Source organism: Mycobacterium sp. AMU20-3851 (genome assembly GCF_043974665.1).
GTDB lineage: Bacteria > Actinomycetota > Actinomycetes > Mycobacteriales > Mycobacteriaceae > Mycobacterium.
Genome location: NZ_CP146371.1, coordinates 1,446,320 through 1,472,041, shown reverse-complemented (window position 1 = coordinate 1,472,041; position 25,722 = coordinate 1,446,320). Strand labels below are relative to the sequence as shown.

Here is a 25,722-nt window from a genome sequence, read left to right as displayed (position 1 = left end):
CCTTCGACATCGTTACTGCCCAACTTCCAAGCTCAACAGGTCCTCGACCGTCTCACGGCGCAGGATCAGCCGCGCGGTTCCGTCCTTCACCGCGACGACCGCCGGGCGGCGCAGCATGTTGTACCGGCTCGACATCGAATAGCAGTACGCGCCGGTGGCGGCGACCGCCAGCAGGTCGCCCGGTCCGAGGTCGTCGGACACCCAGGTGTCTCGGACGATGATGTCGCCACTCTCGCAGTGCTTTCCGACGATGCGGGCCAGGACGGCGGACCCGTCGCTGACCCGGGACACCAGCCGGGCGTCGTACTCGGCGGCGTAGAGAGCCGGCCGGATGTTGTCGCTCATGCCGCCGTCCACGCTGACGTAACGCCGCTGCGCGGTGGGGCTGGTCGCCACGTCTTTGACGGTGCCGACCTCGTAGAGGGTGATGGTGCCCGGTCCGGCGATGGCGCGTCCCGGTTCCACCACCAGCGTCGGCGTGGGCAGCCCGACCGCGGCCGCCTCGTTCTCGACGATGGCCTTGAGTTTGTCGGCCAATTCCTTCATGGGCGGCGGATTGTCCTGCGGCAGATATGAGATGCCGAGGCCGCCGCCGAGATCGAGGATGTTCATCTGCGCGGTCTTCTCGACGCCGAACTCGGACACGACGTCACGCAGCAGGCCGAGCAGGCGACGCGCGGCGATCTCGAAGCCGGACACGTCGAAGATCTGTGAGCCGACATGGCAGTGCAGGCCCACCAGGCGCAGGTTCCGGGTGGCGAACACCCGGCGCACCGCCTCCATGGCGGCACCGCTGGCCAGGGACAGGCCGAACTTCTGGTCTTCATGCGCGGTCGAGATGAACTCGTGGGTGTGCGCCTCGACACCGGGGGTGACGCGCACCAGCACGTCCTGGACAACGCCCGCGGTTCCGGCGACGGCCTCCAGCCGCTCGATCTCGATCTCGGAGTCGACCACGATGTGCCCGACTCCGGCGTCGACCGACGTAGCCAGTTCTTCGACCGATTTGTTGTTGCCGTGCACGGTGATTCGCTCGGCCGGGAAGCCGGCGTGCAGGGCGACGGCCAGCTCACCGCCGGTCGCCACGTCCAGCGACAGACCCTCCTGATGCACCCAGCGGGCGATCTCACTGCACAGGAACGCCTTGGAGGCGTAGTGCACATGCTCGCCACCGCCGAACGCGTCGGCGATCTCGCGGCAACGCCCGCGGAAGTCGTCCTCGTCGATGACGAACAGCGGGGTGCCGAACTGCGCGGCCAGGTCGGCCACCGAAACTCCCGCGACCGACACCACGCCGTCCTGCCCGCGAACCAGATTGCGCGGCCAGACATTCGGGGCCAGCAGCATGATCTCGTCGGCGGTGCGCGGCTGGGCCGGCACCGTACCGACGGAGTGCTGGCCGCTCACATCCGCTCCGGAGCGCTGACACCGAGGATGGCCAGACCGTTGGCGATGACCTGCCGGGTGGCCTGGCACAGCGCCAGCCGGGCCCGGTTCAGGTCGCCGGCCTCTTCGTCGCCCTGCGGGAGCACCCGGCAGGAGTCGTAGAAGCGGTGGTAGTCGCCGGCCAGGTCTTCCAGGTAGCGGCACACCCGGTGCGGTTCGCGTAGCGTGGCAGCGGTTTTCAGGACCCGGCCGAACTCGCCGAGGTTACGGATCAGCGTCGCTTCCCGGTCATGGGTGAGCAGATCCAGGTGCGCGGTGTCCGCGGTCAACCCGAGTTCGGCGGCGTTACGCGCCAGCGCGGACAGCCGGGCGTGCGCGTACTGCACGTAGTACACCGGGTTCTCGTTGGACGCGCTCGCCCACAACCCGAGGTCGATGTCGATCGGGCTGTTCACCGAGGACCGGATCAGCACGTACCGGGCGGCGTCCACGCCGATCGCGTCCACCAGGTCGTCGAGGGTGATGACGGTGCCGGCCCGCTTGCTCATCCGGACCGGCTGCCCGTCGCGGACCAGGTTGACCAGCTGGCCGATCAGCACCTCGACGGTGGCCGGGTCGTCACCGAGGGCCGCCGCGGCGGCCTTGAGCCGGGCGATGTAGCCGTGGTGGTCGGCGCCGAGCATGTAGATGCACAGGTTGAACCCGCGCTCGCGCTTGTCCAGGTAGTAGGCGAGGTCACCGGCGATGTAGGCGGGGTTGCCGTCGCTCTTGATGACCACCCGGTCCTTGTCGTCACCGAAGTCGGTGGTGCGCAGCCAGGTCGCCCCGTCCTTCTCGTAGATGGCGCCGTTGTCGCGCAGTTTCGCGATGGCCTGGTCCACCCGGCCGGAGGTGTGCATCGAGTCTTCGTGGGTGTACACGTCGAAATCGGTGCCGAACTCGTGCAGCGATTCCTTGATGTGGGCGAACATCAGGTCTACGCCGATGGAGCGGAAGGTCTCCTGCTGTTCCTCGGCCGGCAGGCTCAGCGCGTCCGGGGCCTTCTCCAGGATGGCGGTGGCGATGTCGATGATGTAGGCACCGGCGTAGCCGTCCTCGGGGGCCGGCTCGCCCTTGGCCGCGGCGATCAGCGACCGGGCGAACCGGTCGATCTGGGCGCCGTGATCGTTGAAGTAGTACTCCCGGGTGACCGCCGCACCCTGGGTGCTCAGCAGCCGGCCCAGGGCGTCGCCCACGGCGGCCCAGCGGGTCCCGCCGATGTGGATCGGGCCGGTCGGGTTGGCCGACACGAACTCCAGGTTGATGTTCTGGGCGGCCAGATCGGCGGAATGGCCGTACCCGGCGCCGGCCGCGAGCACGTTGGCCACCACGACTCCCTGGGCCGACGCTTCGATGCGCAGGTTGACGAAACCGGGACCGGCGATCTCGGCGGCGGCGATCCCGTCGGCGTCGGCGAGCGCCGCGGCGAGCCAGCCGGCCAGTTCGCGCGGGTTGACCCCCACCTTCTTGCCGAGCTGCAGAGCCACGTTGGTGGCGTAATCGCCGTGCTCGGGGTTGCGCGGGCGTTCGACGGTGATCGTCTCGGGCAGCGCGCTGGTGTCGAGGCTGCGCTCGGCCAGGACCGTGGTGGCGGTGGCTTTGAGCAGGGCAGCCAGATCGGCAGGTGTCACGAGGGATCATCCTATGACGCGCGGTCCTCAGGTCCCGAATCCATTACCGGTTCGATGATGCGTTACGCTGTGCAAGCCCAACGGCGCAGCTTCATCTGATTGCGCCCCCGTAGCTCAGGGGATAGAGCGTCTGCCTCCGGAGCAGAAGGCCGCAGGTTCGATTCCTGCCGGGGGCACTCATCTTCTACCAGCGCAAACGCGCTCCCTTGTCTTTTCGCACTCTGTCGCCGCGTCCGTGCTGCGTCGTTTTCGACGTCACGGTCGCGATCGGACGCCCGGCACAGCCCTCCCGTAGATCTCGGCGTCGAGCCTTCGGCGCCGGGGCCGTCGGTCCCATGGTGACCGACGGCACTCCGGCAGCGCCCCTTTTCCCGGGTTCGGTAGCGGTCAGCGCAGCGCCGGCGCCATCATCTCCTCGATGGATCCCGACAGGTAGCGGGCGTACTCCGCGGTGAGGTGGTACCTGCCGGAGTAGACCAGTCGGTCGGCGATCACGGCCGGGCAGACCTCGGTGCAGAACAACGGGTCGACGTCGACGTAGGTCTGGCCGGTGAGTTCGGCCGCAGCCGACCAGCCCGTCTGGTCGGGCAGTGCCTCGGCGGCCGGTACCGCGCACCGGGTGAGATCGGCGGGATTGTCGGCCACGCACTCGGACGGGCTCTCGGACGGACGCGGAATGTTTCCGAGCAGGAAGGCCTGCGCTCCCTCGGGGAGTTCTCCGATCGTTGTCACCAGGGCGTCGCGCCACACCTGTGGGGTGGTGTCACGACCGGGCCCCTGATTCCCGCCGTCGAAAAACCCGGCCATCACCACGATCTCGGCCTTCTCCTGGCCGATGACCTCCATCCGCCAGTCCTGCCAGTCGTCACACTCGGTGTAGGCACGCTCGAGTTGCCACTGGTAGTAGGTCAGGGCCGCGGGACCGCAGTTGCTCTTCGTCAGGGCGAGGACCCGCCATCCGTTGCGCTGGCCGATCAGGTCGAGGGCTCCGTGCCACATCGACGCGGCAGAGTCCCCGATCAACACCATCGTCCGCTCGCCGGCGGGGTCACCGAGTGTGCACGGGCCGATGTCGTCGAGGCGGGTCTGCGCCAGCTCGGGTTCGCAGCCCTCGATCGACCACTGCTCGGCGTAGTCGCCGCTGGCCGCCAGCAACTCGTCGGGGGTGATGTTTGCCGGCAGATCCTTCAGTTCGGCCCCGGCCTGTACCGCCTTGCGCACCTCGGCTCGGGGCACCGCCGGTGCCGGTGCCGATTTGGACTCCGGAGCCGGAGCGGGAGTCGACGCGTCTGGCACCGCCTGACATCCCGTCACCATCAGCGCAGCGCACGTCACCGCGCCCGCAACGGCCTTGGCGGTCAACCGTATCGCCATTCAACGATCCTTTCCGACTTGCGCTCAGAACAATTGCTGGACAAGGGGAACCGGCAGCGCCCATCGGTAACGCTCGAACGCGGCGACGGCGAAGACCACGGCGATACTCGCCGGGACGATGGCCAGACTCAGCCAGGGACGCTGTGCCAGCGCGCGCGAGCGACGGATCGGGTTCTCGAATGCGTGATACATCACCGCCGCCCCCGCGAAGGTCGCGCCGATCAGCAACACCTGCACCGGCAGCGCCAGATCGGCGCCGATGCGCGCGGCGGTGATGGCGAAGACCGGCCAGTGCACGAGGTAGAGCGAATAGGAGATGTCGCCGGTGTAGACGAAGCCGCGGCTGCCCAGCACGGCCGCCGGACCCGTGTGCTGGGCGCCTATTCCGGCGGCCAGGATCGCCGCGGCACCGAGCACCGGGACGGCGGCCACCCATCCGGGAAAAGGGCTGGTGTCATCGAGGGCAATGACCGACCAGGCGATCGCCGCGACACCGGACCACCCGAGGACGGCGGCCGGCGTGGCCGAGATCCTGGTGACCAGCCAGGGTTGGGCCACGGCCAGCAGGGCGCCGATCGCCAGCTCCCACGCCCGGGTCAGCGGAGAATAGAAGGCCGCTGCCCCGTTGCCGGAGGTCAGCACGATCGAGTACGCGTAGCTCGCCGCCACGATCGCGGTCAGTAGGCCGAACAGCACCGGTCGCAGCGTGGCCCGACCCCTGCTCGCCGTGACGGCGATCGCCGCGATCACCAGCAGCGGCCACACCAGATAGAACTGCTCCTCCACCGCCAGTGACCAATAGTGTTGCAGCGGAGACGGATCCCCACCCAGCCGGGCGTAGTCGGTGCCGGTCGCGAGGAAGTGGAAGTTCGCGAGGAACAGCGACGCGGCCGTCGCGTCCGGAAGCACCCGGGCTCCCCGCAGGAAGTTGGTGAGTTCGAACGTCGCGATGACGGTGAGGGCGATCACCAGCGTGGCGGCGGGGACGATCCGCCGCGCGCGTTGGGCATAGAACTCGAGGAACCAGGCACCGCGGGACTGGGTGGGCTTCCGCAGGAGCATCAGGGTGATCACGTAACCGGAGATCACGAAGAAGACGTCGACCCCGACGAAACCGCCAGAGAAGCCGGGCATGCCGACGTGGTCGAGGATGACCACCAGTACCGCGACCGCCCGCAGGCCTTGGATATCGGCGCGCCGGTGTCCGCGCGAGGGGGCCGGCGGTCGACCGTGCACGGCCCCGACTGCAACCGCCACCAGCCCTGCCTTCGCTCATACCTGTGAACTACCTGTGCAGTCCCATCGCGGAAGCTAGCACGAAGGTTAGGCTAACCTCAATTCGCTGCTGAGGATTTGCTGAGAAGCGCGGTCGCGGCACTTCCGGCTAGGACCATTCCGCGAGCACCCGCAGTTTTCCGGCCTTCACGGCGGCGTCGCGGCGCCGCCGCTTGAGCTCGGCCGCGAACGGGTTGCGCTCATTGTCCTGAAAATTCAGCGGCAACAGCAGTGCCCTGATCAGCTTGGGTTCCAGATACCACGGCTCGGGGTGCTCCACCCAGGACACCGCCGCATTCTCGGCCATCCACCGGTTCAGCACGGCCTCACCACCGGCGAAGGTCTGTCGCTTGCCCGATCCCACCCGCCGCAGCGCGAAGCCCAGCTCCTCGCCCAGCAGGACGCCGAGGGTCTTGCGCAGCGTGGACCCGTCGGCGCTGGCATTGCCCGCACCGAAGTGATAGCGGATGCGTTTACGAAGATCCTGCGGGGCGCGCGGCTTGCCGTCCGCTCGCGGCGGGCCCGGGCAGACTCCCACGTACAGCAGCGTCCAGCCGTCCCGCACCTCGCAGCCCTCGACGTCGATCCCGCCGGGGATCTCCTTGAACCACCACCCGTAGGCGCCTGGCACCGCCGGCACCGGCCCCGGGTCGGCCAACACCTCGTCCCGCGTATACCGCTGAGCGGCAAGGAAATTGGCGACAGCATCGGCAGCGCGCTTCGCGGACATCGACTCAGCCATTGGTCCAGCGTAGTCCCACACCGGGCACCGCAGATGCCACGCGGCTACCCGATGCCTCCCATCACAGCGCGTCGACGCCCGCGTTGATCGCCTGGTTCTCCGCGATCACGGCGGTGATCACGCCGACCACCGGCTTGGGTGTCCAGTCCGGACGGAAGATTCCCATGGTGGCCTCGTGCGGCACCGGGTCGTCGTAGTCGGCCAGGGTGTGGATGAACGCCGGCCCGGCGAAATCCAGGTCACGCCACGCACGGAGAAAATCCCCCACATAGTCGGCCTGGGTGGCCTCACCGCCCTCGGACACCGGCTGCCCGTACTCGGTCGCCCAGATCTTCTTATTGCCGTCACCGTTGTCGACCATCACCGCGTACAGCTGCTGGGCCTGGACGAAGGGCACCCCCGCGCGGCCCTCCCCCGCCGAGAACGGCACCGAGTACATGTAGGGGTGGAAGGCCAGCGCATCGAAGTACCCGCCCGCCCCGGCGGCGTACATCTGGGACAGATAGGTCACCGGGTTGACCGCCGGACCACCCGGGACCTCCGCCACCGCGGCCACCGAGCCGCCGATGACGGTCGCGGTGGGGTCGGCCGCCTTGATCGCGGTGTAGGCGATCTTGAGCAGCGCGGTGTAGGCAGCCGCGTCGGGGGTGGGCGCCCAGAAGCCGTTGTAGTTCGGCTCGTTCCAGATCTCGTAGTCGGCCACCTTGCCCTGGTAGCGGGTCGCCACCGCCGAGACGAAGTCACCGAAGGCCACCAGATCGGCCGGTGCAGCCTTGTACTGGGGCTGTCCGGGCGTCGCCGCCCAGTCCGGTGTGGTGTTGATGGTGGCCAGCACCTTGATGCCGTGGGCGGCGGCGCTGTCGACCATCCGGTCCACCGCCGACCAGTCGAAGGTGTCGTCCTCGGGTTCGGCTCCGGCCCACGGCAACAGGATTCGGATGGTTCCGACGCCGGCCGCCTTCAGCAGGCCGAGTGCGGTGTCGGTGTCGGCCTGGGAGTAGAAGTACATCTGCTGGACGTTGACGGCCACCGTGGTCGCGCGCTGGTCGATCGCCGTGGTCGAGGGTGGCGTGATGGTGACATGCACGGTGGCCGTGGTGATTCCACCGAATCCGTCGGTGATGTCGACCACGAAGCTGTCGGTGTCTTCGCCCTGGCTGACCAGAGCGCGGTAGCGGGCATCCACATCGGGGATGTAGGTGAACTGCCCGTCGGCGCGCACCTTCACCGTTCCGTGGGCGGGGCCGGAGCCCAAGCTGTACGTCAGCGCATCGCCGTCGGCATCGTCGGCGGTCACGACACCGGTCACCGCGCCGAGAGCGCTGGTGCTACCGGTCACCGCGCCGGCACCGTTGGCCGGATCGACGTTCGTCGTCGGGTTCTTGAGGATGGTCAGCTTGATGGTCTTGGTGACCGTGCCGCCGAACCCGTCACTCACGGTGACACTGACGGTTTCGGACTTGGCCGCCGCGCTCGCACCACGCTTGGATGCGGCAGCTCGCGCCGCCGCCGTGGGCGTATAGGTGAACGATCCGTCCGGGTTGACGGTGAACGTGCCCTTGGTCGTCTTGCCGACCGTGTAGTTCAGCGGATCTCCATCGGCGTCGCCGGCATTTATCGCGCCGCCGATCACCCCCGAGCGGTCCTGCGGGGCGCCGATCGTGGGTGTGGCCCAGACCGGCTTGATGTTGGGCGCCCCGATCTTGACGTTGACGACCACCGGTACGACACCGCCGTGCCCGTCGTCGACGGTGATGGTGAAGGTGTCCGTCTTGTCCGAGTAGGTGGCGCCCGCCGCCTTCGCCGCAGCCAGCGCCGCCGCGGTCGGGGTGTAGGTGAATCCGCCGCCGGTGGATACCGAGACGCTGCCCTTCCCCGGGTCCGTCCAGCTGAAAGTCACCTTGTCCCGGTCACCGTCGCCGACCTTGACGGTGCCCTTGACGATCCCGGTGGTGCTGTTCGGGTTCCCGATCGTCGTGCCGACGGTCGGCACCTTGTTCGCGGGATCGATTGCGATGGTGATGGTTTGGGTGAACGTGCCGTAGCGGCCGTCGGAGACCACCACGGTGAAGGAGTCGGTGCTCACCGTCGCGGGTGCGCCGGTCTTGGCGGCCGCGTGCCGGGCTGCGGCGGTGGGTGTGTAGGTGTACGTCCCGTCGGCTTTGAGTACCAGCTTGCCCTTGGTGGGCTTGCCGGTGAGCTGATAGGTCAGTGGGTCGCCGTCGAAGTCGACGACTCCCACGGTGCCCGTCGTCGCGCCGGTCGCCGGATTCGTGACAGCGTAGGAAGGATCGTTGGAGAACGGCGACCGGTTGACCGGGACCAGCGAGAAGAAGTGCACCACACCGGATTCAAGGTCGGTGAAGAGCATCCGGGTGCCGTCCGGGCTGAGCACCATGCCGGTGGTCGGCCCCGACAACCCGTCGAAATCGGCCACGCCGAGCACAGTGGCGTCGCCGATGGCCAGCGCGGCGACGAGCCCCGTGCCGGTGGTGACCATCGCCGCGGAACTGTCCAGGGTGAGTACGATCCCGGTCAGCGCATGCCCGAGGTTCAGTGTGCTGGTGGTCTTCTTCGTGAGGTCGTGGACCGTCAGCCCGCCGCCCGCGTCGACGGCGTAGACCGTCTGCAATACCGAGCTGTACGCCAGGCCGGTCGGCGCGGCGGTCGTCGCCGTCAGAATCGTCGCCACCTTCGCGGTGGAGGAGAACCACGAGAGTTGGCCGCCCGCCGGTGTCGTACCCGCCACGAAGATCCGCTTGCCGTCCGCGCTCACCGCGAGGTGAGTCGGTGTCACGGCCGCGTCCAACCGCACGGTGCCCGCGGTCCTGTTGTTCGATGTGGTGATCTTGGTGACCGTGGCGCCCGTTCCGCTCGCGACGTAGAGGACGCTGCCGCCCGGATTGATGGCGATGGCAGTGGGATTGGCGACGGTGATGGTCGCCTTCTTGGCGCCGGTGACGGCGTCGACGACGGTGACGGTGTCGGTGGTGGAGCTGGACACGTAGAGCCGGGTGCCGTCCCGTTTGACCGCGATGCCGTCGGGTGCGCCACCCACCTCGAACGTGGCGAGGACGGTGTTGTTGACGGTGTCGTACACGGTGACGGTGCCGGCGGCACGATCGGTGATGTAGGCGCGGGTATTGGTGGCGGCGACCGCGCTCGGCTCGGTGAGATCGACGGCGGCGCCGGCGTAGAACGGCGACGGGCTGACCGGCATGTTGACCGCCACGCCGGTGACATTGACCCCGTCGGTCACCCGCAGAGTGATGGCGACGACGTCCTCGCCGGGTGTCGCCCACGCCGCGAACCGCTGCGCGGTGGTGGGCGTGTAGGTCAGCGTGGCGGTTTTGGCGTTGTAGGACAGCGTTCCCGGAACCGGGGTGGCCGGCGGCACCACCGAGACCGCGACCTTCTTGCCCTCCGGATCGGAGGCGATCAACTGACCGACCACGGTGCCGGTGGTGGCGTCCGGCCGGCCCCAGATCACCGTGGCCGACGGCGGCGCGTCCGTCACCGCCGCGGCGACGGTTCGGCTCACGGCGGCAGTTTGGATGGCGGCGGCGGGCTCCACGCCCACCTGCCGACGGGCCGCCGCGAGCAGGGCCCACGCCAACGGCGAGTCACCGGCGCCACCGGGCAGGATGCCCAGCACCGTGGACAACACCGGGCGCAGCGCGCTCCCGATCAGACTGCGGACCACCTGCACCGGGTTCGCGACGACCGGTTTCGCCGGTAGCACCGGGGGCGCGCCGGCGACCGACGGCGGCGTTGCGGTTATGTCCGCACCGACGGTCGCCGCACGTGTGGGTGCGCCCGGTTCGTGGAGGGTTACCCGCGCGAGCGGGGCCTGCTCGGCGGTTCGGGGCGACACCCTGTCCGGGCCCGCGGCACGGGCCTGGCCGCGCGCGAAGCCTTTTCTCTTCCTCGGTTTGGGCCCTGCGTCCTCGTCGCCGGCGGGGTTCGCCGCACCCGTGCGGGGGACGTCGAGAGCGGAGTCGGTGTCGCTGCGGGTTTGCGGATCGATGTCGTTCGGGCCGTCGGGCTCGACGCGCGGCGCCTCGGGTTCGGTGTCGGAGCCGGACGCGCCGGTCGTCTCGCGGTCCGGGGCAGCCGGGGCGGCGCTGGATTGTTCGGGCGACGCTAGGGCCACGCCCGCCGGCACGGTGACCACCGCGCCGATTCCGAGGGCGACGGCCAGCGCACCGACACGACCGACGTAGCCGCCATATGCCAATTGCATCTGCACTCCCGGTTGCCTGCGCGGCGCAGCAGCCCACAGACACCGGACGGGCCTGCGTATCCGCGCCGATAGCAGTTGCTGAGGAGCTTAGCTGTGCCTTTCCTGGACGATCGCTAATTTGCCAAAGTCGCGTCAATTTGCCGACTCGCGGCCACCCCGGCCGAACCTGGGCCGGTAGGCCGGCCGCTGCAGTGTCCAGCCCATGCCCGGTTCAGGCCTGCGGGCCCATCGACGACAGATTCTGCGTGCGCGTACCCGGCCTCGATGCGGCGCCCTCAGCCCGCGGTCGAGATGTACGCATACCGACCGTAGGCACAATCTCCCCGGATGGTTGCGAATTCTGCTGCCGCGCGGCCCTTTCCATACCCTCCACGCAGGGTCCATCGCACCGGGCACCGATGTTCCTGAACGTTGGTGAGCCGTCACCTGTGAGGTGGTTGGGAATCGCCGTCTCAGCGCGCGCCCGGGCACGGTGAGCCATTAGCGTTTTGAGCTATCCGGCCTGACGGGCCGCCTTCCGAAAGGGATGTCGCTATGAGCACGAAGAAGATCACCGCAGTCGGACTCGGATCCTTCGCGGTCGCTGCAGCGTTCATGGGGCTGAGCGGCGCGGTCGCCAACGCAGACATCGAGGAAGTAGCTCCCTCGCCCCAGGTCACCAGCCGGCAGGCGTTGCTGATCGACGACAATGCGTTGCGCGTGGCCGACTACGGACAGGCGCGCGGGCTCGGCGAATCGCGAGCAGGCGACATGGGCGAGGTCACCGCGCAGGGAGAGGTCCGCGACTCCACGAAAGCGATCGTCGGATCGAAGGCCGCACCGTTCAACCTGGAGTCCAACGGATCGTTCGTGTTCGATCCGCCCATCGGCGCCTGGTGACCGAATCGGCGGCCCAGCCCCCGCGACCCATTGGCGAATAACCTCGGATTTGCTTGATAACGCAAATACCTGATGCCCCGGTCCGCTCCGCACAATCCCATACATACGTACTGCACAGCCAGGTTCAGGGTCGGCGATCGCCGGCCCTGAACCGTATGCGATCACGCTCGTCCGCCACCCCGGTCGGCTTCTCCGCGCACGCGCCGCATCGGATTCACACAGGTAGATCCGCTATCCGCATTTAACATCGACGTCACTGGCCGTTCAACGCCGAGGTTGACGTCTTTGGCAATTCCGCTCGAACTAACTCACATGATCCGCCGCCGTCATGCAATATGTGATGCGACACCGGACCAGGGTGTCCGGCCGGACCAGGGGGATTTTTCGGGTGACTTCTCACAATTTCAGCGGTAGCTACACACTGTCCAGCAACTTCTCGACCGCGCGTCCCGCAGCCGGAACCGGCGGGCGTCATCGTCAGCAGAACACCCCCTACTCCCGGCACATCGGCCGCGTCGGGGCGTTGGCCCTCGCGCTCGGCGTCTTCGGCGCGGCCGCGACCAACACCGGCGTTGCATACGCGGACACCTCGGAGTCATCCACCAGCACCTCGTCTCCCGGCGAGGAATCCTCCGGCGGCACCCAGACCGGGACCACGTCGAACACGGACCCCGGCGCGTCGACCGCCGAAGCACCCGGGGGCGCCGGCCCATCTGTCGCCGACGGCGCGGACGTCGACAACGGGCCCGACCTCGACGACGAGGGCGAGGACACTCAGCTCGCCGGCCGCAACGATGACCTCGCCGACGAGGCCGAGGACGAAGAACTCCAGGCAGAACTGCCCGATGAACCGCTGCCCGACACCGCGCCGGTCGAGGAACTTCCGCTCGAAGGACCCACCGAGGAGTTGCCTCCCACCGGCGGCGAGACAGGGGCCCCGCCGGCCGAACCCGGGCCCGCGCCGGAGCCCACCGACAGCACACCCACCGGCGGCAACACCGCGCCCACCGACACCGACAATGCGCCGCAGATCCCGGACGCGGTGATCCCGGTTGGCAACGAGGTCGAGGACGCACCCGAGGCCGCGGCGCTCACCGAGGAGCTCGCCGATCCCGGCATCGGCTCCGCACGTACCGCGTCGGACGCCGGCGGAGAGGCCGCCGCCCTTCTCGCCGCGGCGACCGCCCCCGTCGGCGCCGCCACGTCCAACCCGATCGCCGGGCTGATCGCCCAGATCCCGACCCCCGGCGAAGTGGTCGCGGGCATCAAACGCTTTGTCACCCAATGCGCGTGCGCGCTGGTCAAGGGCGCCATCGATCTGCTCAGCAACTTCGCGCCGTCCAGCAGCCCGGCGCCGGGCGGACCGGCCAGCCCGCTCGACCAGATCGCCGGGTTGGCGGTGTTCGGATGGATCCGGCGGCAGATCAACTACGTGGCCGCGGCCTTCAACCGGACCCCGATCGGGCAGTTCGTGAACCAGATCGGCGCCAACGTGCGGGAGTGGATGGGTAACCTCAACAACTCCCCGTTCGGCCGCCAGCTCTCGGCGGGTGTGGCCGCGTTCCTGGCCGAATGCGAGGGCCGGGTCGCCCTGCCCTCCGAGTTCGACCGCACCACCGTGGTCTCGGGCCTGAACGAGCCCACCGACTTCGAACTGATCATGCACGACGGGGATTCCGATCACGTCCATCAGATCCTGTTCACCGAGAAGTCCGGCGCGATCAAGCTCTACGACACCCACAGCAAGCAGCTGACGACCCTGACCACGCTCGTCGTCCAGACCAGCGGCGGCGAGCGCGGTCTGATCGGCATCGAGGTCGACCCCAACTACTGGAATTCCGACCAGCCCGGCTACCAGAAGATCTACGTCGCCTACACCAACGCCGAGAACTTCGACCAACTGTCGAGCTTCACGTTCGACGGCAGCGCGCTGAGCAACGAGCAGAAGCTGGTGCAATCGACGCTGTCCGCCAACGACTTCCACCACGGCGGCGAGATCGAGTTCGACGTCACGGGCCAGTACATCCTGTGGGCCGTCGGCAACAACACCCGGCCGACCGAGAACTCCCAGGACCTCACCAACATCCACGGCAAGATCCTGCGCCTCAACCGCGACGGGACGGGCGCGGTGGACAACCCGTTCTACGTCGAGGGCGGTGACGAGAACACCAACCGGATCTACGCCTACGGGATGCGCAACCCGTTCCGCTTCGCGGTCGACCCCGACAACGGGGCGATCCTCTCCGGCGACGTCGGCGAGTACACCTGGGAGGAGCTCAACCTGGTCCGGCCGGGCGCCAACTACGGTTGGCCGGTGACCGAAGGTCCGCAGCCCGGAAGCGGATTCGCCGACCCGCTGTACGCCTACCGGCACACCCTGGCCACCAACACCGGCTCGATCACCGCGGTGATGGTGTACGACGACGGCAATCCGGTGGCCGGTCAGAAGAAGGTACTCATCGCGGACTACTCGCTGGGTTGGATCAAGGAGCTGACCTTCGACGACCAATACACCAGCCTGATCGGCGAACGCACCATCGACAGCGGCGCCGGCGCGGTGGTGAAGATGTCCCAGGGACCCAACGGGGAGATCTACCAGCTCAACATCTACCCCGGCACGCTGTCGATGATCACACCGTCGGACGGCAACCGCACCCCGGTGGCCGTGATCAAGGCTTCCTCGACCTCGGGGCCGGGCAACAGCCTGGAGGTGGACTTCGACGGCACCTTCTCCACCGACCCGGACAACGACACCCTGACCTACGCCTGGACCTTCGGCAACGGGCAGACCTCGACCGCCGCCAAGCCGGCGACCGTAACCTTCACCAACACCGGCAATTTCACGACGTACACGGTCTCGCTCACGGTGACCGACGAACTCGGCAAGCAGAGCACCGCCACCCAGCAGATCGTGGTCGGCAGCACACCACCGGCGGCCGATTTCGATGTGCCCGCCGGGCAGGATTGGAAGTACAACGCCGGCGACACGGTGTCCTTCCACGCCACCGGCACCGACCTCGAAGACGGGCCGGGCGGATCGGAGCTACCGGCCGGTGCGTTCTCGTGGACCGTCGAATTCCGGCACGCCGATCACAAGCATCCGTTCATCAACGAGATCACCGGACCCGATCTGTCGTTCACCGTTCCGGTCGACTACGACCAGCTCGCCAACACCTGGTATCGGGTCATCCTCACGGTGACCGACAGCAGCGGCCTGAAAACCGTTGTCACCAAGGACATCAACCCGAACCTGGTGACGCTGACCTTCGGCTCCAACGTCCCGGGTGCCAAGTACACGCTGGACGGTATCCCGCACACCGGTACCCACACCGAACAGGTGGTGGTCGGCGTCGAGCGCACCCTGGGCGCGATGTCCCCGCAGACCATCAACGGTCAGCAGTACGTCTTCGGCAGCTGGTCCAACGGTGAAGGCAGCACCCACGTGATCACCACCCCGGACACGGACGGGACCTACACCGTCAACTACCTGCCGGCACCGGCCCCGGCGGTCCTGGTCTGATCCAGTTCGCCGATCACCTCGGCGACGCGGCGCACCTGCTCGATGTCATCCGATGTCGGGATCAGGTGCACCTCGTCGGTGCCGATGTCCGCGAACCCGCGCAGCACCTGCAGGAGTTCGTCCTGGCTGCCCGACCAGCCCGTGGTGGGCGCGATGGCCTCCACGAACTCGGCCGGGATCCAGTTCATGTAGCGCAGCAGGTGGCGGCGAACCTGATCGCGGGCCGCTTCCGGCTCCCCGATCGCGAACCAGAACGACGTCGCCAGTAGCGGTTTCGGCTTCCCCGCCACCGCCCAGGCGTCACGGGCGACGTCGAAGAGGTCGTTCTGCTTGGACAGGTCGAGGTCCAGCGTGGTGCCGGCCAGTCCGGACGCCCAGCCGGCAGCGCTGCGCACCGTCTTCGGGCCGATGGTGCCGACCAGCAGCTCCGGACCGCCGTGCTGCACCGGCGGCGGCCCGACCGGCAGCACCGCCTCGGTGACCTTCTCCCCGGCCCATACCCGCTTCATCACCGCCACCCGCTCGGCCATGCCGCGCATGGTCTGGGTGGCCGGGTCGGCTCCGACCGCCCGATAGTCCTCGTGCCGGCCGCCGACACCCAGACCGACCGTCAGGCGACCGCCACTCAATAGGTCGCCGGTGGCCAGGCTTTTCGCCAGCGCCACCGGGTCGTGCAGCTGCGGCACCACCACGGTCGTCACCAACCGGACCCGGTCGGTCCAGGCCGCCAGCGCACCCAGCAGGGTCAGCGAGTCCGGGTTGTCGAACGCGACGCGTTCACCCCAGCACAGCGACGAGAACGGCCCGTCATCGATCACCTTCGCCCATGTCCGCAGCGTCCCGGCATCAAGATCCGGTTCCATGACCGGCATTGTCATCCCCACACGCACGTCGGCGATTCTGACATGTGCAGTCGGCGGTGAGCCGCGGAACGGGGGTTATCCCCCAGTCAGCCGGCGGGGAAACGCGGTGTCGCGCGGGCGCGGGAGTCCATAGGTTGGTGTCATGGTCGCAGTCATGTCCAGCCCGACAGCCCCCATCCCGGTCCCGGACCCCGCGCCGGACCGGTCCGCAGAGCGTCATATCGGTGTGGTGCCGACGGCGTCGATGATCGTCGGTGCCGCATTGGCCACGGTGTGGTTCTGGGTGCCGCTGGCCATCCTCGTCATCGGGGTCTCCTCGATTCCCTCGGTCATCGGGTTCCTGCTCGCCGCGGTGGTCTTCGTGTACCTGATGCGCGCCGTCGACCGGGTCGAACGGGTCCGCAGCGAGGCGGTCTTCGGTATGCAGATCCCGGTTCCGTCACGAAAACTATCCGGCTACACCGGGTTCCAGCGTTGGGCTCATCAGCTGTGGCTCGACATCAGTAGCGTGCGGTTCTGGAAGTCGGTGGCCCAGCACTACCTCCGGATGGTCTATGACCTGCTGGCCGGTGGGCTGGCGATGGCGCTGCTGGCGTTCGCATTCCTCGGCCCGGCCGCAGCCCTGGCGGTGCAGCGCAGCGATGACGACGCCGGGCTGCGCTTCCTGTCTCCCCCGCTGGCGTTCGTGCTGGCATTCGTGGCGCTGGTTGCCGCGGTGGCCATCCTCATCTTCGCTCCCGCGCTGGACGCCAGGATCGACCGCTGGCTGCTGACGGCCTCGCCGACGGCCGAGCTGCAACGCGAGGTCAGTGCCTTGTCGCAGGCGCGCGAGGGTGCCGTCTCCTCGGCCCAGACCGAGCGCCACCGCATCGAACGTGATCTGCACGACAGCGTGCAGCCGCGGCTGGTGTCGCTGGCCATGACGATCGGGCTGGCTCAGACCAAGCTGGACACCGATCCCGCGGCCGCGGCCACCCTGATCGCCGAGGCGCACGACGATGCCAAGGCCGCGCTGGCCGAGCTGCGCAACGTGGTCCGCGGCATCGCACCCACCATCCTGTCCGACCGGGGCCTGGACGCCGCGCTCTCGGCGGTGGTGCAGCGTACCGAAACCTCAGGGGTGCCAACCACTCTCGATGTCCACCTGCCGCAGCGCCTGCCCGACGAGGTGGAGGCGTGCGCATACTTCGTGGTCGCCGAGGCGCTGACCAACGTCGCCCGGCATGCCGAGGCCACCCAGGCGGTGGTGACGGTACGCGTCGACGAGGCGAGCGGCACCCTGCACGTGTCGGTCTTCGACGACGGCCGCGGCGGCGCGCAGATCGACACCGGCGAGGATTCCACCGGCCTGCGCGGGCTGGCTGAGCGGGTGCGCGCCGCCCGCGGCACCTTCGAAGTGTCCAGCCCGGCCACCGGCCCCACCATCGTCACGGCGGTGCTGCCATGCGCATCGTGATCGCCGAGGATTCGGCGCTGCTGCGGGCCGGCATCGAACGCATCCTGGCCGACGCCGGTCACGAGATCGTCGCCGGTGTGCCGGATGCGACCGAGTTGTTGCGAATCGTCAACGAACAGCATCCCGACCTCGCCATCCTCGACGTCCGGATGCCGCCCACCTTCACCGACGAAGGTATCCGGGCCGCGGCCCTGCTGCGGTCCCAGAACCCGGACTCGCCGGTGCTGGTGCTCTCCCATTACGTCGAGGAGCGCTACGCGGCCGATCTGATCGCCTCGGATACACGGGGTTTCGGATACCTGCTCAAGGACCGGGTCGCCGATGTGCCGGCCTTCCTGGACGCCGTGCGGGTGGTCGGGTCCGGTGGCACCGTGCTCGACCCGGAAGTCGTCTCCCAGATCCTGGTGCGTTCACGGCGCCGCGCGGCGCTGGACGCGCTGACACCGCGCGAGCAGGACGTGCTGCAGCTGATGGCCGAAGGCAAGACGAACTCGGCGATCGCTGCGGCGCTGCATATTTCGGTGGGTTCGGCGGAAAAGCACATCGCCTCCATCTTCACCAAGCTGGCACTGGCCCCCGATGACAGCGAGAACCGGCGGGTGCTCGCCGTCCTTCGGCACCTCGAATCCTGATGCCACCTCGAATCCTGATCAGCCGATCGCGAAAGGGCACCTCGTGACCACCAACACCACCCTCGCTCCGCCCGCTCCGGCACCGTTGTCCGCGGGCGGGCGCGGACCGCTGCGCGTCCTGCTGGTCATCGCGGCGACCACCGCCATCGCCATCGTCCTGGCGCTGCTGACCGCCGGCGCCGTCGGGCTCAGCGCGCTTCGCCTGGTGACCGACCGGCAGACGCTGCCCGCGACGATGCGATCGCTGACCGTGGACACCGCCGATTCCCCGTTGGCCGTACGCATCATCTCCGACCGCGAGGCCACCGAGCCCCGGGTGGATATCCGCACCGTGGCCTCCGAACGCGGCGACCGGCAGATCCTGACTGTCACCAACGACGCGAACGGCACCCTGCTGCGGGTCGACCCGCGGACCGGATTCCTGCCCTGGGGCGCGCCGGGCGAGGTCACCGTGACACTGCCCCCGGAGCTCGGACGCCAGCTCGGGGTCACAGTGCGCCAGAACGCCGGGTTGCTGCTCAGCGACGCCGACCTCGATCAGCTGACCGCCACCACCACCGACGGAGCGATCATCCTGCGCGGCACGGCGCGTCGAATGGAGGTGCGTGGGCAGAACGGGCACATCCAGTCCCGCGAACCGATCACGGTTGCCGAGTCGTTCAGCGCGGCGTTGGACAACGGCAGTGTCGACATCCGGTTCGCCGGCACCCCGCCGCGGCGGATCGACGCCGCCACCCAGAACGGGGACGTCGACATATCGCTGCCCCCGCCGGGCCCGTATCTGGTGCGGGCGCACACCGACAACGGCCGCGTCCGGGTCGGGGTGCCCGAGACCTCCGACCCGGGCCGTGCGGTCTCGGAGGTGACCGCGCGGGCCGAGAACGGGGAGGTCGCCGTCGTCACGGACCGATCGATGGGCCGCTGAGCGCAGTAGCGTGACCGCTATGGCCATCACCTTCAACCACACCATCGTGGCCGCCAGGGACCGATCCGAGTCGGCCACCTTCTTCACCGAACTGTTCGGCTTGCCCGCGGCGGCCGAGTTCGGGCCGTTCCTGGCGGTCACGCTCAATCACGGTGTCTCACTCGACTTCGCCCAGGCTCCCGACGGCGCCGACATCCACCCGCAGCATTACGCATTTCTGGTGTCCGAGGAGGAGTTCGACGCCATCTACGGCCGGATCCGCGCCGGCGGCCTTGCACACTGGGCCGATCCGCGGGGGCAGCGTCCCGGCGAGATCAATCACCACGACGGCGGCCGCGGCGTGTACTTCCAGGATCCGTCCGGGCACTACCTGGAGATCATCACCCGGCCCTACGGAAGCGGCGCCTGACCGGGCCGGCTCCGCGTCGATCAGGTGGTCCGGTGCCCCCGCGCGGTCTCCTGGCCCAGATAGTCACGGGCCAGCGTCACCACATGATCGGGCAGAGCTCCGGCGGCCACAGCGGCCAGGCTGGTCTCCTCCAGCACCGAGCGCATGCTGGCGCGCAGCGCCCGCCACACATCGGTCAGCGCCGCCGTCGGCCCGGAATAGGGCAGGTCGCCCAGACCGATGTCGCGGACACTGGCCAACGGCCCGTCGATACAGCGCAGCACGTCGGCAATGCTGATATCGGCGGCCGGGCGGGCGAGCTGATAGCCGCCGTCGCGGCCGCGGTGGCTGCGCACCAGACGGTCGGTGCGCAGGTCGGACAGGATGTCGACGAGGAACTGTGCCGGGATGCCCTGAGCCTTGGCCAGGTCATCGGTTTTCACCAGTTCCCCGTCGCCGACGGTGGCGAGTTGGACCATCGCGCGGACGGCGTACTCCGCCTTCGCCGACATCCGCATACCGCGAATTGTGCCATTGGCCCGCTGCGGTTCACCCGAGTGGCGGTGCCGCGTGCCGCAACGGGCCGGTCATGGCCTGCACCGATGCCGGCAGCGGGGTGTCCGGCGGGCAGTCCGGGGCCCGCCGCGGGGCGCCGTAGTGGACGCCGAGCGGAACCACCCCCGCCCAGGCGCCGTCGGCCACATCGGACTCGGGATCCTCGGGCCAGCCGGCACTGACCTTGAGCGACCAGTTCTCGGCGGTGATCGGCAGCCGCAGCACCAGGGTGGCCGCCAGCTCCCGCGCGGTGCTCGGCCTCAGCTCCGCCACCCGGCCGGGGATGAAGCGCTCGGTCAGCACGTCCAGATGGCGGCGCTTCTCCGCGCCGGGGACGGCGGTGAAGCTGCCGAACAGCGTCGCGCTGCGGTAGTGGAACGAGGACTCGAAACCACTGCGCGCCACCACCACCCCGTCCAGGGCAGTGACCGACACCGCGGCCTCGGCTCCGGCGGCCAGCGCCCGCATCCACGGTGAACCGGTGGAGCCGTGGATCACCAGATCGTCGGTGAGGCGGGCGAATCCGGTAGGGAAAGCGACCGGGTGCCCGTCGCGGACCAGCGCCACGGTGGCCAGCGGCGTGCTGTCGAGAAGATCGTCGAGGCCGTCGCGGGCAGTGTGCTGCTTCTCCCGCAGTCGGGTCACCCGGGTCGACGGTCGGTCGATGCTCACACGCGGCGCAGTGCCAGCACCGGGATCACCCGGCTGCCGGCGGCCTTCGTCTCGTACTCGGCGAAACCCGGGTAGCGCCGCGCCTGTTCGGCGTAGATGCGATCGCGTTCCGCACCGGTCACCTCGGTGACCTCGACGTCGTAGGTCTCGGTGCCGCGCTCGATCTGGGCTCGACCGGCCGCGGTCAGGTTGTGGTACCAGGCCGGATTGGTCGGAGCGCCGGCCTTGGAGGCGAATACGTAGATGGTGTCCGAGGTCTGTCCGTCGGGCAGATACATCATCGGCGTGATGTTCTGCTTGCCGGACTTGCGGCCCCGGTGGTGCACGAGCACCATCGGTGCGCCCTCGAAGTTGCCCCCGACCCTGCCCTCGTTGGCACGGAACTCGTCGATGATCTGGGTGTTGAAGTCGTCCTGCTCCCCCATGGCGATCTCCTGTCGATGTGTCGGCTGTCGGTCAGTCCGGGATCGCGGCGGCGTCGGGTGCCACGATGGCGAACAGATCGTTCAATGCGGCCAGGCTGGCCGCCTGCACGGCGGCGGCGGGAACGGTACTGCCGTCCGGGCCGGGCAGCGGCCGGGTCGCGGTCGCCGCGGCCACCACCGTCGGCGCATAGCCCAGGTTGAAGGCGCCGCGGGCGGTGGAGTTGATGCACATGTGCGTCATGAATCCCGCGACCACCAGATTGGACGCACCGACGGCCTTGAGCTTCTCGTCGAGGTCGGTCTGCACGAACGAGTTCGGGTACTGCTTGACGACCACGGGTTCGTCGCCGCGCGGCGCGACGGAGTCGACGATGGCGCCGACCTCGGCGGTGATGTCATACGGCGATCCGACCCCGCCGTTGTGCTGGATGTGGATGATCGGGATGCCCGCGGTGCGGGCCCGATCGAGCAGCGCGGCGGTCTCGTCGAGCGCGGCCTGCACACCCTCGAGTTCCATGACGCCGTAGGTGTAGGTGTTCTGGCAGTCGACGAGAACCAGGGCCGAATCCTTGAGCGAGGGCGGGGCCGAGGGCAGGTTTTCCAGGGTGCGCAGCGTGGGACGGCTCATGGGGCCAGCTTACGGACCGCGGGGTTGCCGGAACAGCAATCCGCGGGACCTGACGCCCCGGCGACGGCCAGACTGGCCGCATGGCCGACACCCCGCCACCGCGCACCGGAGCCAGTGAGTCCGAGACGCTGCGCGGCTTCCTGGACTACCTGCGCACCTCGATCGCGGCGAAGGTCGAGGGCGCTCCCGAGCCGCAGGTGCGCACCGCGATGGTGGCATCGGGCACCAACCTGCTCGGCCTGCTCAACCACGTGACCTTCGTGGAACGCTGGATCTTTCTCGGCGACAAGGTCTCCGACTGGCCGGCGACCTTCACCGCCGATCCCGCCGACGGCGTGGCCGAGGTCGTCGAGCGATACCGGGCCGTGGTGCGCCAGGCGAATGCGGTGCTGGATGGGTGCACCGACCTGGCCGCCCCGCTTCCGCGTAGAGCTGGGCCGAGTGTGCGCTGGGCACTGACCCACATGATCGAGGAGACCGGTCGGCACGCCGGGCACGCGGACATCCTGCGCGAGCTGATCGACGGTGCCACCGGGCGCTGAGCGCGGCCGAACTACTGCGCCGTGGTGACCGCGAGCACCGCGTCCGCCAGCTCCGGGCGGCACACGATCAGATCGGGCAGCGACACGTCGGACTGGTTGTACACCAGCGGTGAACCGTCGATGCGCGAGGTGAACAGTCCGGCCGCCCGGGCCACCGCCACCGGCGCCGCCGAATCCCATTCGTACTGACCGCCCGCGTGCACGTACACATCGGAGATGCCTTGCGCCACCGACGCGACTTTGGCTCCGGCCGAACCCATTTCGACCAGGGTGCCGCCGAGCGCATCGCGGACCGCGAGGGCCACCGCGGGCGGGCGGGTGCGTGACACCACCACACGCGGGGACGCCGGAGCCGCCGACGGGGCCGGCACCGCCGGAGTGGCCAGGGTGACGCCCTGGGCCGGCAGCGCGACCGCACCGGCGACCAGCTCGCCGCGTTCCCACAGGGCCACGTGTACCGCCCAGTCTTCGCGGCCGAGTTCGGAGAACTCCCGGGTACCGTCCAGCGGGTCGACGATCCACACCCGCTCGGCGGTCAGCCGGGCCCTGTCGTCGGCGCCCTCCTCGGAGAGCACCACGTCACCGGGCCGGTGTCGCGCCAGCGCCGCCATCAGGAAGTCGTGGGAACGCTTGTCCCCGGCGGCCTTCCGGTCGGCGGCATCGGCGTCGGCCAGTTCGGTGCGCACCCCGAGCAACAGCTCACCGGCCTCGGTGGCCAGCTGGGCGGCCAGCTCGTGGTCACTCATTCTCTGCTGCTCAACAGGTCGACCACCTGCTGCGCCAACTCGTCCGGCGACTGATCCGGCGTCAACCGCAGATCCGGGTTCTTCGGTCGCTGATAGGGACTGTCGATGCCGGTGAAGTGGGTGATCTCACCGCGGCGCGCCTTGGCGTAGAGGCCCTTGGGATCGCGCCGCTCGCAGTCCTCCAGCGGGGTGTCGCAGAACACCTCGAAGAAGTCGTAACCCTGCTCGGTGTGCACACTGCGGGCCAACGCCCGATGCGATTCCAGCGGGCTGATCGCCGGCACCAGCACGATCTGCCCGGAGTCGGCGAGCAGCGTCGCGATGTGCGCCAGCCGGCGCAGGTTCTCGGCGCGGTCGTCCATCGAGAAGCCCAGGTCGGCATTCAGGCCGTGGCGCAGGTTGTCCCCGTCGAGCACATAAGCCGGCCGGCCGGCGGCCAGCAGCTTCTGCTCGACAAGCATTGCCACCGAGGACTTTCCGGATCCGGACAGCCCGGTGAACCACACCGTGCAGCCCTTGGACAGCCGGTCCGCGGCGGTGACCAGGTTCTGGTGGCGCACCGCGTTGGGACTGGCGGCGCGACCGGCCGCCGGCGCGGTGTCGCGCACCATGCCCGCCGCCACGGTGCCGTTGGTGTCCGGATCGATCAGGATGAACGATCCGGTGGCCGGGTTGCGCGAATACTCGTCGAGCAGCAACGGCACCTGGGTGCGCAGCGTCACGCGCCCGAGTTCGTTGAGCTTCAACGCCGTTGCGCTCTTGTCCCGGTGCAGGGTGTTGACATCGAGGCGGTAGTCCAGCGCCGCCACCCGGGCCCGGGTGGTGCGGGTGGTGTGCTTGATGATGTAGTCCCGCCCGGGTTCCAGCGCCGCACCGTCGGCCATCCAGCACACGGTGGCGTCGAATTCCTGGGTGGCGTCGGGCTGGTTGTTGGGACGGGCGATCATGTCGCCGCGGGAGATGTCGATGTCGTCGGCCAGGCTGATCGAGACCGCCATCGAGGCGAACGCCTCATCGACGGGTCCCGACGGGCCGGCGATCTCGGTGATGCGGCTGGTCTTGCCGGCCGGCAGCACGACGACCTCGTCCCCGGGGCGCATGACGCCGCCGGCGATGGTGCCCGCGTAGCTGCGGTGATCGGCATGTTCGCGGGTCTGCGGCCGGATCACGTACTGCACCGGGAAGCGGACATCGACCAGGTTGCGGTCGCCGGCGACGTACACCTCTTCGAGGTGGTTGAGCAGAGCCGGACCCTCATACCAGGGCGCCACATCGGATTTCGTGACGACGTTGTCGCCGTTGAGCGCCGAGAGCGGGATGGTGGTGACGTCGTGGATGTCCAGGCGCGCGGCGAACTCGTGGAAGTCGTCGCGGATCTTGTTGAACCGCTGCTCATCCCAGTCGACGAGGTCCATCTTGTTGACGGCCAGCACGATGTGCTGGATGCCGAGCAGCGAGGCCAGGAAGGCGTGCCGGCGGGACTGCTCCAGCAGCCCGTGCCGAGCGTCGACCAGCACGATCACCAGCTGCGCGGTCGACGCACCGGTCACCATGTTGCGGGTGTACTGCACATGGCCGGGGGTGTCGGCGATGATGAATTTGCGCTTGGCCGTGGCGAAGTAGCGATAGGCCACGTCGATGGTGATGCCCTGCTCACGCTCGGCGCGCAGGCCATCGGTCACCAGAGCCAGGTCGGTGTAGTCGTTTCCGCGTTCCTTGGAGGTCCGCTCGACGGCGGCCAGCTGATCCTCCATGACGGCCTTGGAGTCGAACAGCAGTCGGCCGATCAGGGTCGACTTTCCGTCGTCGACGGAGCCGGCGGTGGCGATGCGAAGCAAAGTAGCCATGGTCAGAAGTAGCCTTCCCGCTTGCGGTCTTCCATGCCGGCCTCGGAGATCCGGTCGTCGGCGCGGGTCGCACCGCGCTCGGTCAAACGGGACACCGCGGTCTCGGCGATCACCTCGGCCACGGTGCCCGCCCGCGACTCCACGCAACCGGTGCAGGTCACGTCGCCGACGGTGCGGAACCGCACGGTCTTCTCGATGATCGGCTCGTCCTTGCGCGGCTGCAGGTACTTGTGCACCGCCAGCAGCATGCCGTCACGTTCGAACACCTGACGCTGGTGCGCGTAGTAGATGGACGGCAGCTTGATCTTCTCGGCGCCGATATAGGACCAGATGTCGAACTCGGTCCAGTTCGAGATGGGGAACGCCCGGATGTGTTCGCCCTTCTTGTGCCGGCCGTTGTACAGGTTCCACAGCTCGGGACGCTGGGCCTTGGGGTCCCACTGGCCGAACTCGTCACGGAAGCTGAACACTCGCTCCTTGGCCCGGGCCTTCTCCTCGTCGCGGCGCGCACCGCCGAAGGCGGCGTCGAACTTGTTCTCCCGGATGGCGCGCAGCAGCGTGAAGGTCTGCATCGGGTTGCGCGACGGGATGGTCTCGACCACGCGTCCGGCGTCGATGTCGTCCTGAACCTTGGCGACGACAAGCCGTACCCCGCTCTCGGCGACCAACTCGTCGCGCACCTGGAGGACCTCGTCGAAGTTGTGGCCGGTGTCGACGTGCATCACCGGGAACGGCAACCGGCCCGGCGCGAACGCCTTGACGGCCAGGTGCAGCATGACGATCGAGTCCTTGCCGCCGGAGAACAGCAGCACGGGCTTCTCGAACTCGGCGGCCACCTCGCGGATGATGTGGATTGCCTCGGCCTCCAGCGCACGCAGGTGGCTCAGCTCGTAACGGGCGGCGGCCGGATCGAGGTCGGCGGAGGCCGTCATCGCATCTCCATAAAGTTGGTAG

Annotated in this window: 21 protein-coding genes and 1 tRNA gene; 8 read left to right on the top strand and 14 right to left on the bottom strand. The window is 68.7% G+C overall.

Going from position 1 to position 25,722, the window contains the following annotated elements; translation table 11 throughout:
* Window positions 1–12: 12 nt before the first annotated feature.
* Entirely contained in the window at window positions 13–1,347 is a 1,335-nt protein-coding gene (gene lysA / locus V4U86_RS07190) for a diaminopimelate decarboxylase (RefSeq protein ID WP_395311949.1), read from the bottom strand.
* Window positions 1,348–1,403: 56 nt separating this feature from the next.
* Entirely contained in the window at window positions 1,404–3,056 is a 1,653-nt protein-coding gene (gene argS / locus V4U86_RS07185) for an arginine--tRNA ligase (RefSeq protein WP_395310579.1), read from the bottom strand.
* A 103-nt stretch (window positions 3,057–3,159) separates the two neighbouring features.
* Between argS and V4U86_RS07180 the strand changes: the two genes are divergently transcribed.
* A tRNA-Arg gene (locus V4U86_RS07180) sits at window positions 3,160–3,232 on the top strand.
* Between the two features lie 211 nt (window positions 3,233–3,443).
* Here V4U86_RS07180 and V4U86_RS07175 read toward each other — a convergent pair.
* The 4 genes from V4U86_RS07175 to V4U86_RS07160 all read right to left on the bottom strand — a co-directional run bounded on the left by V4U86_RS07175 (window position 3,444) and on the right by V4U86_RS07160 (window position 10,690).
* Window positions 3,444–4,430, bottom strand: coding sequence for an SGNH hydrolase domain-containing protein (locus tag V4U86_RS07175; RefSeq protein WP_395310578.1), 987 nt, complete (start codon window positions 4,428–4,430; stop codon window positions 3,444–3,446).
* Between the two features lie 24 nt (window positions 4,431–4,454).
* On the bottom strand, window positions 4,455–5,687 hold the full coding sequence (locus V4U86_RS07170; RefSeq protein WP_395310577.1) for an acyltransferase family protein: 1,233 nt from the start codon (window positions 5,685–5,687) through the stop codon (window positions 4,455–4,457).
* Window positions 5,688–5,814: 127 nt separating this feature from the next.
* Complete coding sequence (locus tag V4U86_RS07165) at window positions 5,815–6,447, bottom strand: GIY-YIG nuclease family protein (RefSeq protein ID WP_395310576.1); 633 nt, start codon at window positions 6,445–6,447, stop codon at window positions 5,815–5,817.
* A 61-nt stretch (window positions 6,448–6,508) separates the two neighbouring features.
* Window positions 6,509–10,690, bottom strand: a complete 4,182-nt coding sequence (locus tag V4U86_RS07160; RefSeq protein WP_395310575.1) for an Ig-like domain-containing protein — start codon at window positions 10,688–10,690, stop codon at window positions 6,509–6,511.
* Between the two features lie 534 nt (window positions 10,691–11,224).
* Between V4U86_RS07160 and V4U86_RS07155 the strand changes: the two genes are divergently transcribed.
* Together V4U86_RS07155 and V4U86_RS07150 are read left to right on the top strand one after the other, a co-directional pair.
* Window positions 11,225–11,569 (top strand): hypothetical protein, encoded by a 345-nt coding sequence (locus V4U86_RS07155; protein WP_395310574.1) that lies wholly within the window; start codon window positions 11,225–11,227, stop codon window positions 11,567–11,569.
* 388 nt (window positions 11,570–11,957) lie between these two features.
* Window positions 11,958–15,089, top strand: a complete 3,132-nt coding sequence (locus V4U86_RS07150) for a PQQ-dependent sugar dehydrogenase (RefSeq protein WP_395310573.1) — start codon at window positions 11,958–11,960, stop codon at window positions 15,087–15,089.
* Here V4U86_RS07150 and V4U86_RS07145 read toward each other — a convergent pair.
* Window positions 15,053–15,967, bottom strand: a complete 915-nt coding sequence (locus V4U86_RS07145; RefSeq protein WP_395310572.1) for an LLM class flavin-dependent oxidoreductase — start codon at window positions 15,965–15,967, stop codon at window positions 15,053–15,055. The genes V4U86_RS07150 and V4U86_RS07145 overlap by 37 nt on opposite strands.
* A 127-nt stretch (window positions 15,968–16,094) precedes the next feature.
* Here V4U86_RS07145 and V4U86_RS07140 point away from each other — a divergent pair, with 127 nt between their 5' ends.
* From V4U86_RS07140 to V4U86_RS07125, 4 genes are read left to right on the top strand one after another with little or no spacing between them, the layout of a single operon-like run.
* The gene (locus V4U86_RS07140; RefSeq protein WP_395310571.1) at window positions 16,095–17,408 is read left to right on the top strand and encodes a sensor histidine kinase; all 1,314 of its coding nucleotides are present in this window, start codon (window positions 16,095–16,097) and stop codon (window positions 17,406–17,408) included.
* A complete protein-coding gene (locus V4U86_RS07135; RefSeq protein WP_395310570.1) occupies window positions 17,396–18,040 on the top strand; it encodes a response regulator transcription factor in 645 nt (214 codons plus the stop codon). Before V4U86_RS07140 ends, V4U86_RS07135 begins: the two co-directional genes overlap by 13 nt.
* Before the next feature lie 43 nt (window positions 18,041–18,083).
* Window positions 18,084–18,965 (top strand): DUF4097 family beta strand repeat-containing protein, encoded by an 882-nt coding sequence (locus tag V4U86_RS07130; protein ID WP_395310569.1) that lies wholly within the window; start codon window positions 18,084–18,086, stop codon window positions 18,963–18,965.
* A gap of 19 nt (window positions 18,966–18,984) precedes the next feature.
* Window positions 18,985–19,374, top strand: a complete 390-nt coding sequence (locus tag V4U86_RS07125) for a VOC family protein (RefSeq protein ID WP_395310568.1) — start codon at window positions 18,985–18,987, stop codon at window positions 19,372–19,374.
* A 20-nt stretch (window positions 19,375–19,394) separates the two neighbouring features.
* Here V4U86_RS07125 and V4U86_RS07120 read toward each other — a convergent pair whose 3' ends face one another.
* The 4 genes from V4U86_RS07120 to V4U86_RS07105 are packed head-to-tail and all read right to left on the bottom strand — an operon-like array spanning window position 19,395 to window position 21,633.
* Window positions 19,395–19,871, bottom strand: a complete 477-nt coding sequence (locus V4U86_RS07120) for an Rrf2 family transcriptional regulator (protein ID WP_395310567.1) — start codon at window positions 19,869–19,871, stop codon at window positions 19,395–19,397.
* A gap of 31 nt (window positions 19,872–19,902) precedes the next feature.
* A complete protein-coding gene (locus V4U86_RS07115; RefSeq protein ID WP_395311948.1) occupies window positions 19,903–20,574 on the bottom strand; it encodes a pyridoxamine 5'-phosphate oxidase family protein in 672 nt (223 codons plus the stop codon).
* A gap of 2 nt (window positions 20,575–20,576) precedes the next feature.
* Window positions 20,577–21,005, bottom strand: coding sequence for a nitroreductase family deazaflavin-dependent oxidoreductase (locus tag V4U86_RS07110; RefSeq protein ID WP_395310566.1), 429 nt, complete (start codon window positions 21,003–21,005; stop codon window positions 20,577–20,579).
* Between the two features lie 31 nt (window positions 21,006–21,036).
* Window positions 21,037–21,633, bottom strand: a complete 597-nt coding sequence (locus V4U86_RS07105) for a cysteine hydrolase family protein (RefSeq protein WP_395310565.1) — start codon at window positions 21,631–21,633, stop codon at window positions 21,037–21,039.
* An 80-nt stretch (window positions 21,634–21,713) separates the two neighbouring features.
* On the opposite strand from V4U86_RS07105, the gene V4U86_RS07100 reads away from it, so the two are divergent.
* Window positions 21,714–22,175, top strand: a complete 462-nt coding sequence (locus tag V4U86_RS07100) for a DinB family protein (RefSeq protein WP_395310564.1) — start codon at window positions 21,714–21,716, stop codon at window positions 22,173–22,175.
* An 11-nt stretch (window positions 22,176–22,186) separates the two neighbouring features.
* Here the strand turns inward: V4U86_RS07100 and V4U86_RS07095 are convergent, their stop codons facing one another.
* From V4U86_RS07095 to cysD, 3 genes are read right to left on the bottom strand one after another with little or no spacing between them, the layout of a single operon-like run.
* A complete protein-coding gene (locus tag V4U86_RS07095) occupies window positions 22,187–22,921 on the bottom strand; it encodes a 3'(2'),5'-bisphosphate nucleotidase CysQ (protein ID WP_395310563.1) in 735 nt (244 codons plus the stop codon).
* The gene (cysN, locus tag V4U86_RS07090; protein WP_395310562.1) at window positions 22,918–24,768 is read right to left on the bottom strand and encodes a sulfate adenylyltransferase subunit CysN; all 1,851 of its coding nucleotides are present in this window, start codon (window positions 24,766–24,768) and stop codon (window positions 22,918–22,920) included. The genes V4U86_RS07095 and cysN overlap by 4 nt, the downstream gene beginning before the upstream one ends.
* A gap of 2 nt (window positions 24,769–24,770) precedes the next feature.
* Window positions 24,771–25,700 (bottom strand): sulfate adenylyltransferase subunit CysD, encoded by a 930-nt coding sequence (gene cysD / locus V4U86_RS07085; protein ID WP_395310561.1) that lies wholly within the window; start codon window positions 25,698–25,700, stop codon window positions 24,771–24,773.
* Window positions 25,701–25,722 lie beyond the last annotated feature (22 nt).

Bases quoted from the DNA above. Each gene is read 5' to 3' on its own strand.
- lysA (WP_395311949.1), bottom strand. From the start codon at position 1,347: ATGCTGCTGGCCCCGAATGTCTGGCCGCGCAATCTGGTTCGCGGGCAG.
- V4U86_RS07175 (WP_395310578.1), bottom strand. From the start codon at position 4,430: ATGGCGATACGGTTGACCGCCAAGGCCGTTGCGGGCGCGGTGACGTGC.
- V4U86_RS07165 (WP_395310576.1), bottom strand. From the start codon at position 6,447: ATGGCTGAGTCGATGTCCGCGAAGCGCGCTGCCGATGCTGTCGCCAAT.
- V4U86_RS07160 (WP_395310575.1), bottom strand. From the start codon at position 10,690: ATGCAATTGGCATATGGCGGCTACGTCGGTCGTGTCGGTGCGCTGGCC.
- V4U86_RS07155 (WP_395310574.1), top strand. From the start codon at position 11,225: ATGAGCACGAAGAAGATCACCGCAGTCGGACTCGGATCCTTCGCGGTC.
- V4U86_RS07145 (WP_395310572.1), bottom strand. From the start codon at position 15,967: ATGACAATGCCGGTCATGGAACCGGATCTTGATGCCGGGACGCTGCGG.
- V4U86_RS07140 (WP_395310571.1), top strand. From the start codon at position 16,095: ATGGTCGCAGTCATGTCCAGCCCGACAGCCCCCATCCCGGTCCCGGAC.
- V4U86_RS07135 (WP_395310570.1), top strand. From the start codon at position 17,396: ATGCGCATCGTGATCGCCGAGGATTCGGCGCTGCTGCGGGCCGGCATC.
- V4U86_RS07125 (WP_395310568.1), top strand. From the start codon at position 18,985: ATGGCCATCACCTTCAACCACACCATCGTGGCCGCCAGGGACCGATCC.
- V4U86_RS07120 (WP_395310567.1), bottom strand. From the start codon at position 19,871: ATGCGGATGTCGGCGAAGGCGGAGTACGCCGTCCGCGCGATGGTCCAA.
- V4U86_RS07110 (WP_395310566.1), bottom strand. From the start codon at position 21,005: ATGGGGGAGCAGGACGACTTCAACACCCAGATCATCGACGAGTTCCGT.
- V4U86_RS07105 (WP_395310565.1), bottom strand. From the start codon at position 21,633: ATGAGCCGTCCCACGCTGCGCACCCTGGAAAACCTGCCCTCGGCCCCG.
- V4U86_RS07100 (WP_395310564.1), top strand. From the start codon at position 21,714: ATGGCCGACACCCCGCCACCGCGCACCGGAGCCAGTGAGTCCGAGACG.
- V4U86_RS07095 (WP_395310563.1), bottom strand. From the start codon at position 22,921: ATGAGTGACCACGAGCTGGCCGCCCAGCTGGCCACCGAGGCCGGTGAG.
- cysN (WP_395310562.1), bottom strand. From the start codon at position 24,768: ATGGCTACTTTGCTTCGCATCGCCACCGCCGGCTCCGTCGACGACGGA.
- cysD (WP_395310561.1), bottom strand. From the start codon at position 25,700: ATGACGGCCTCCGCCGACCTCGATCCGGCCGCCGCCCGTTACGAGCTG.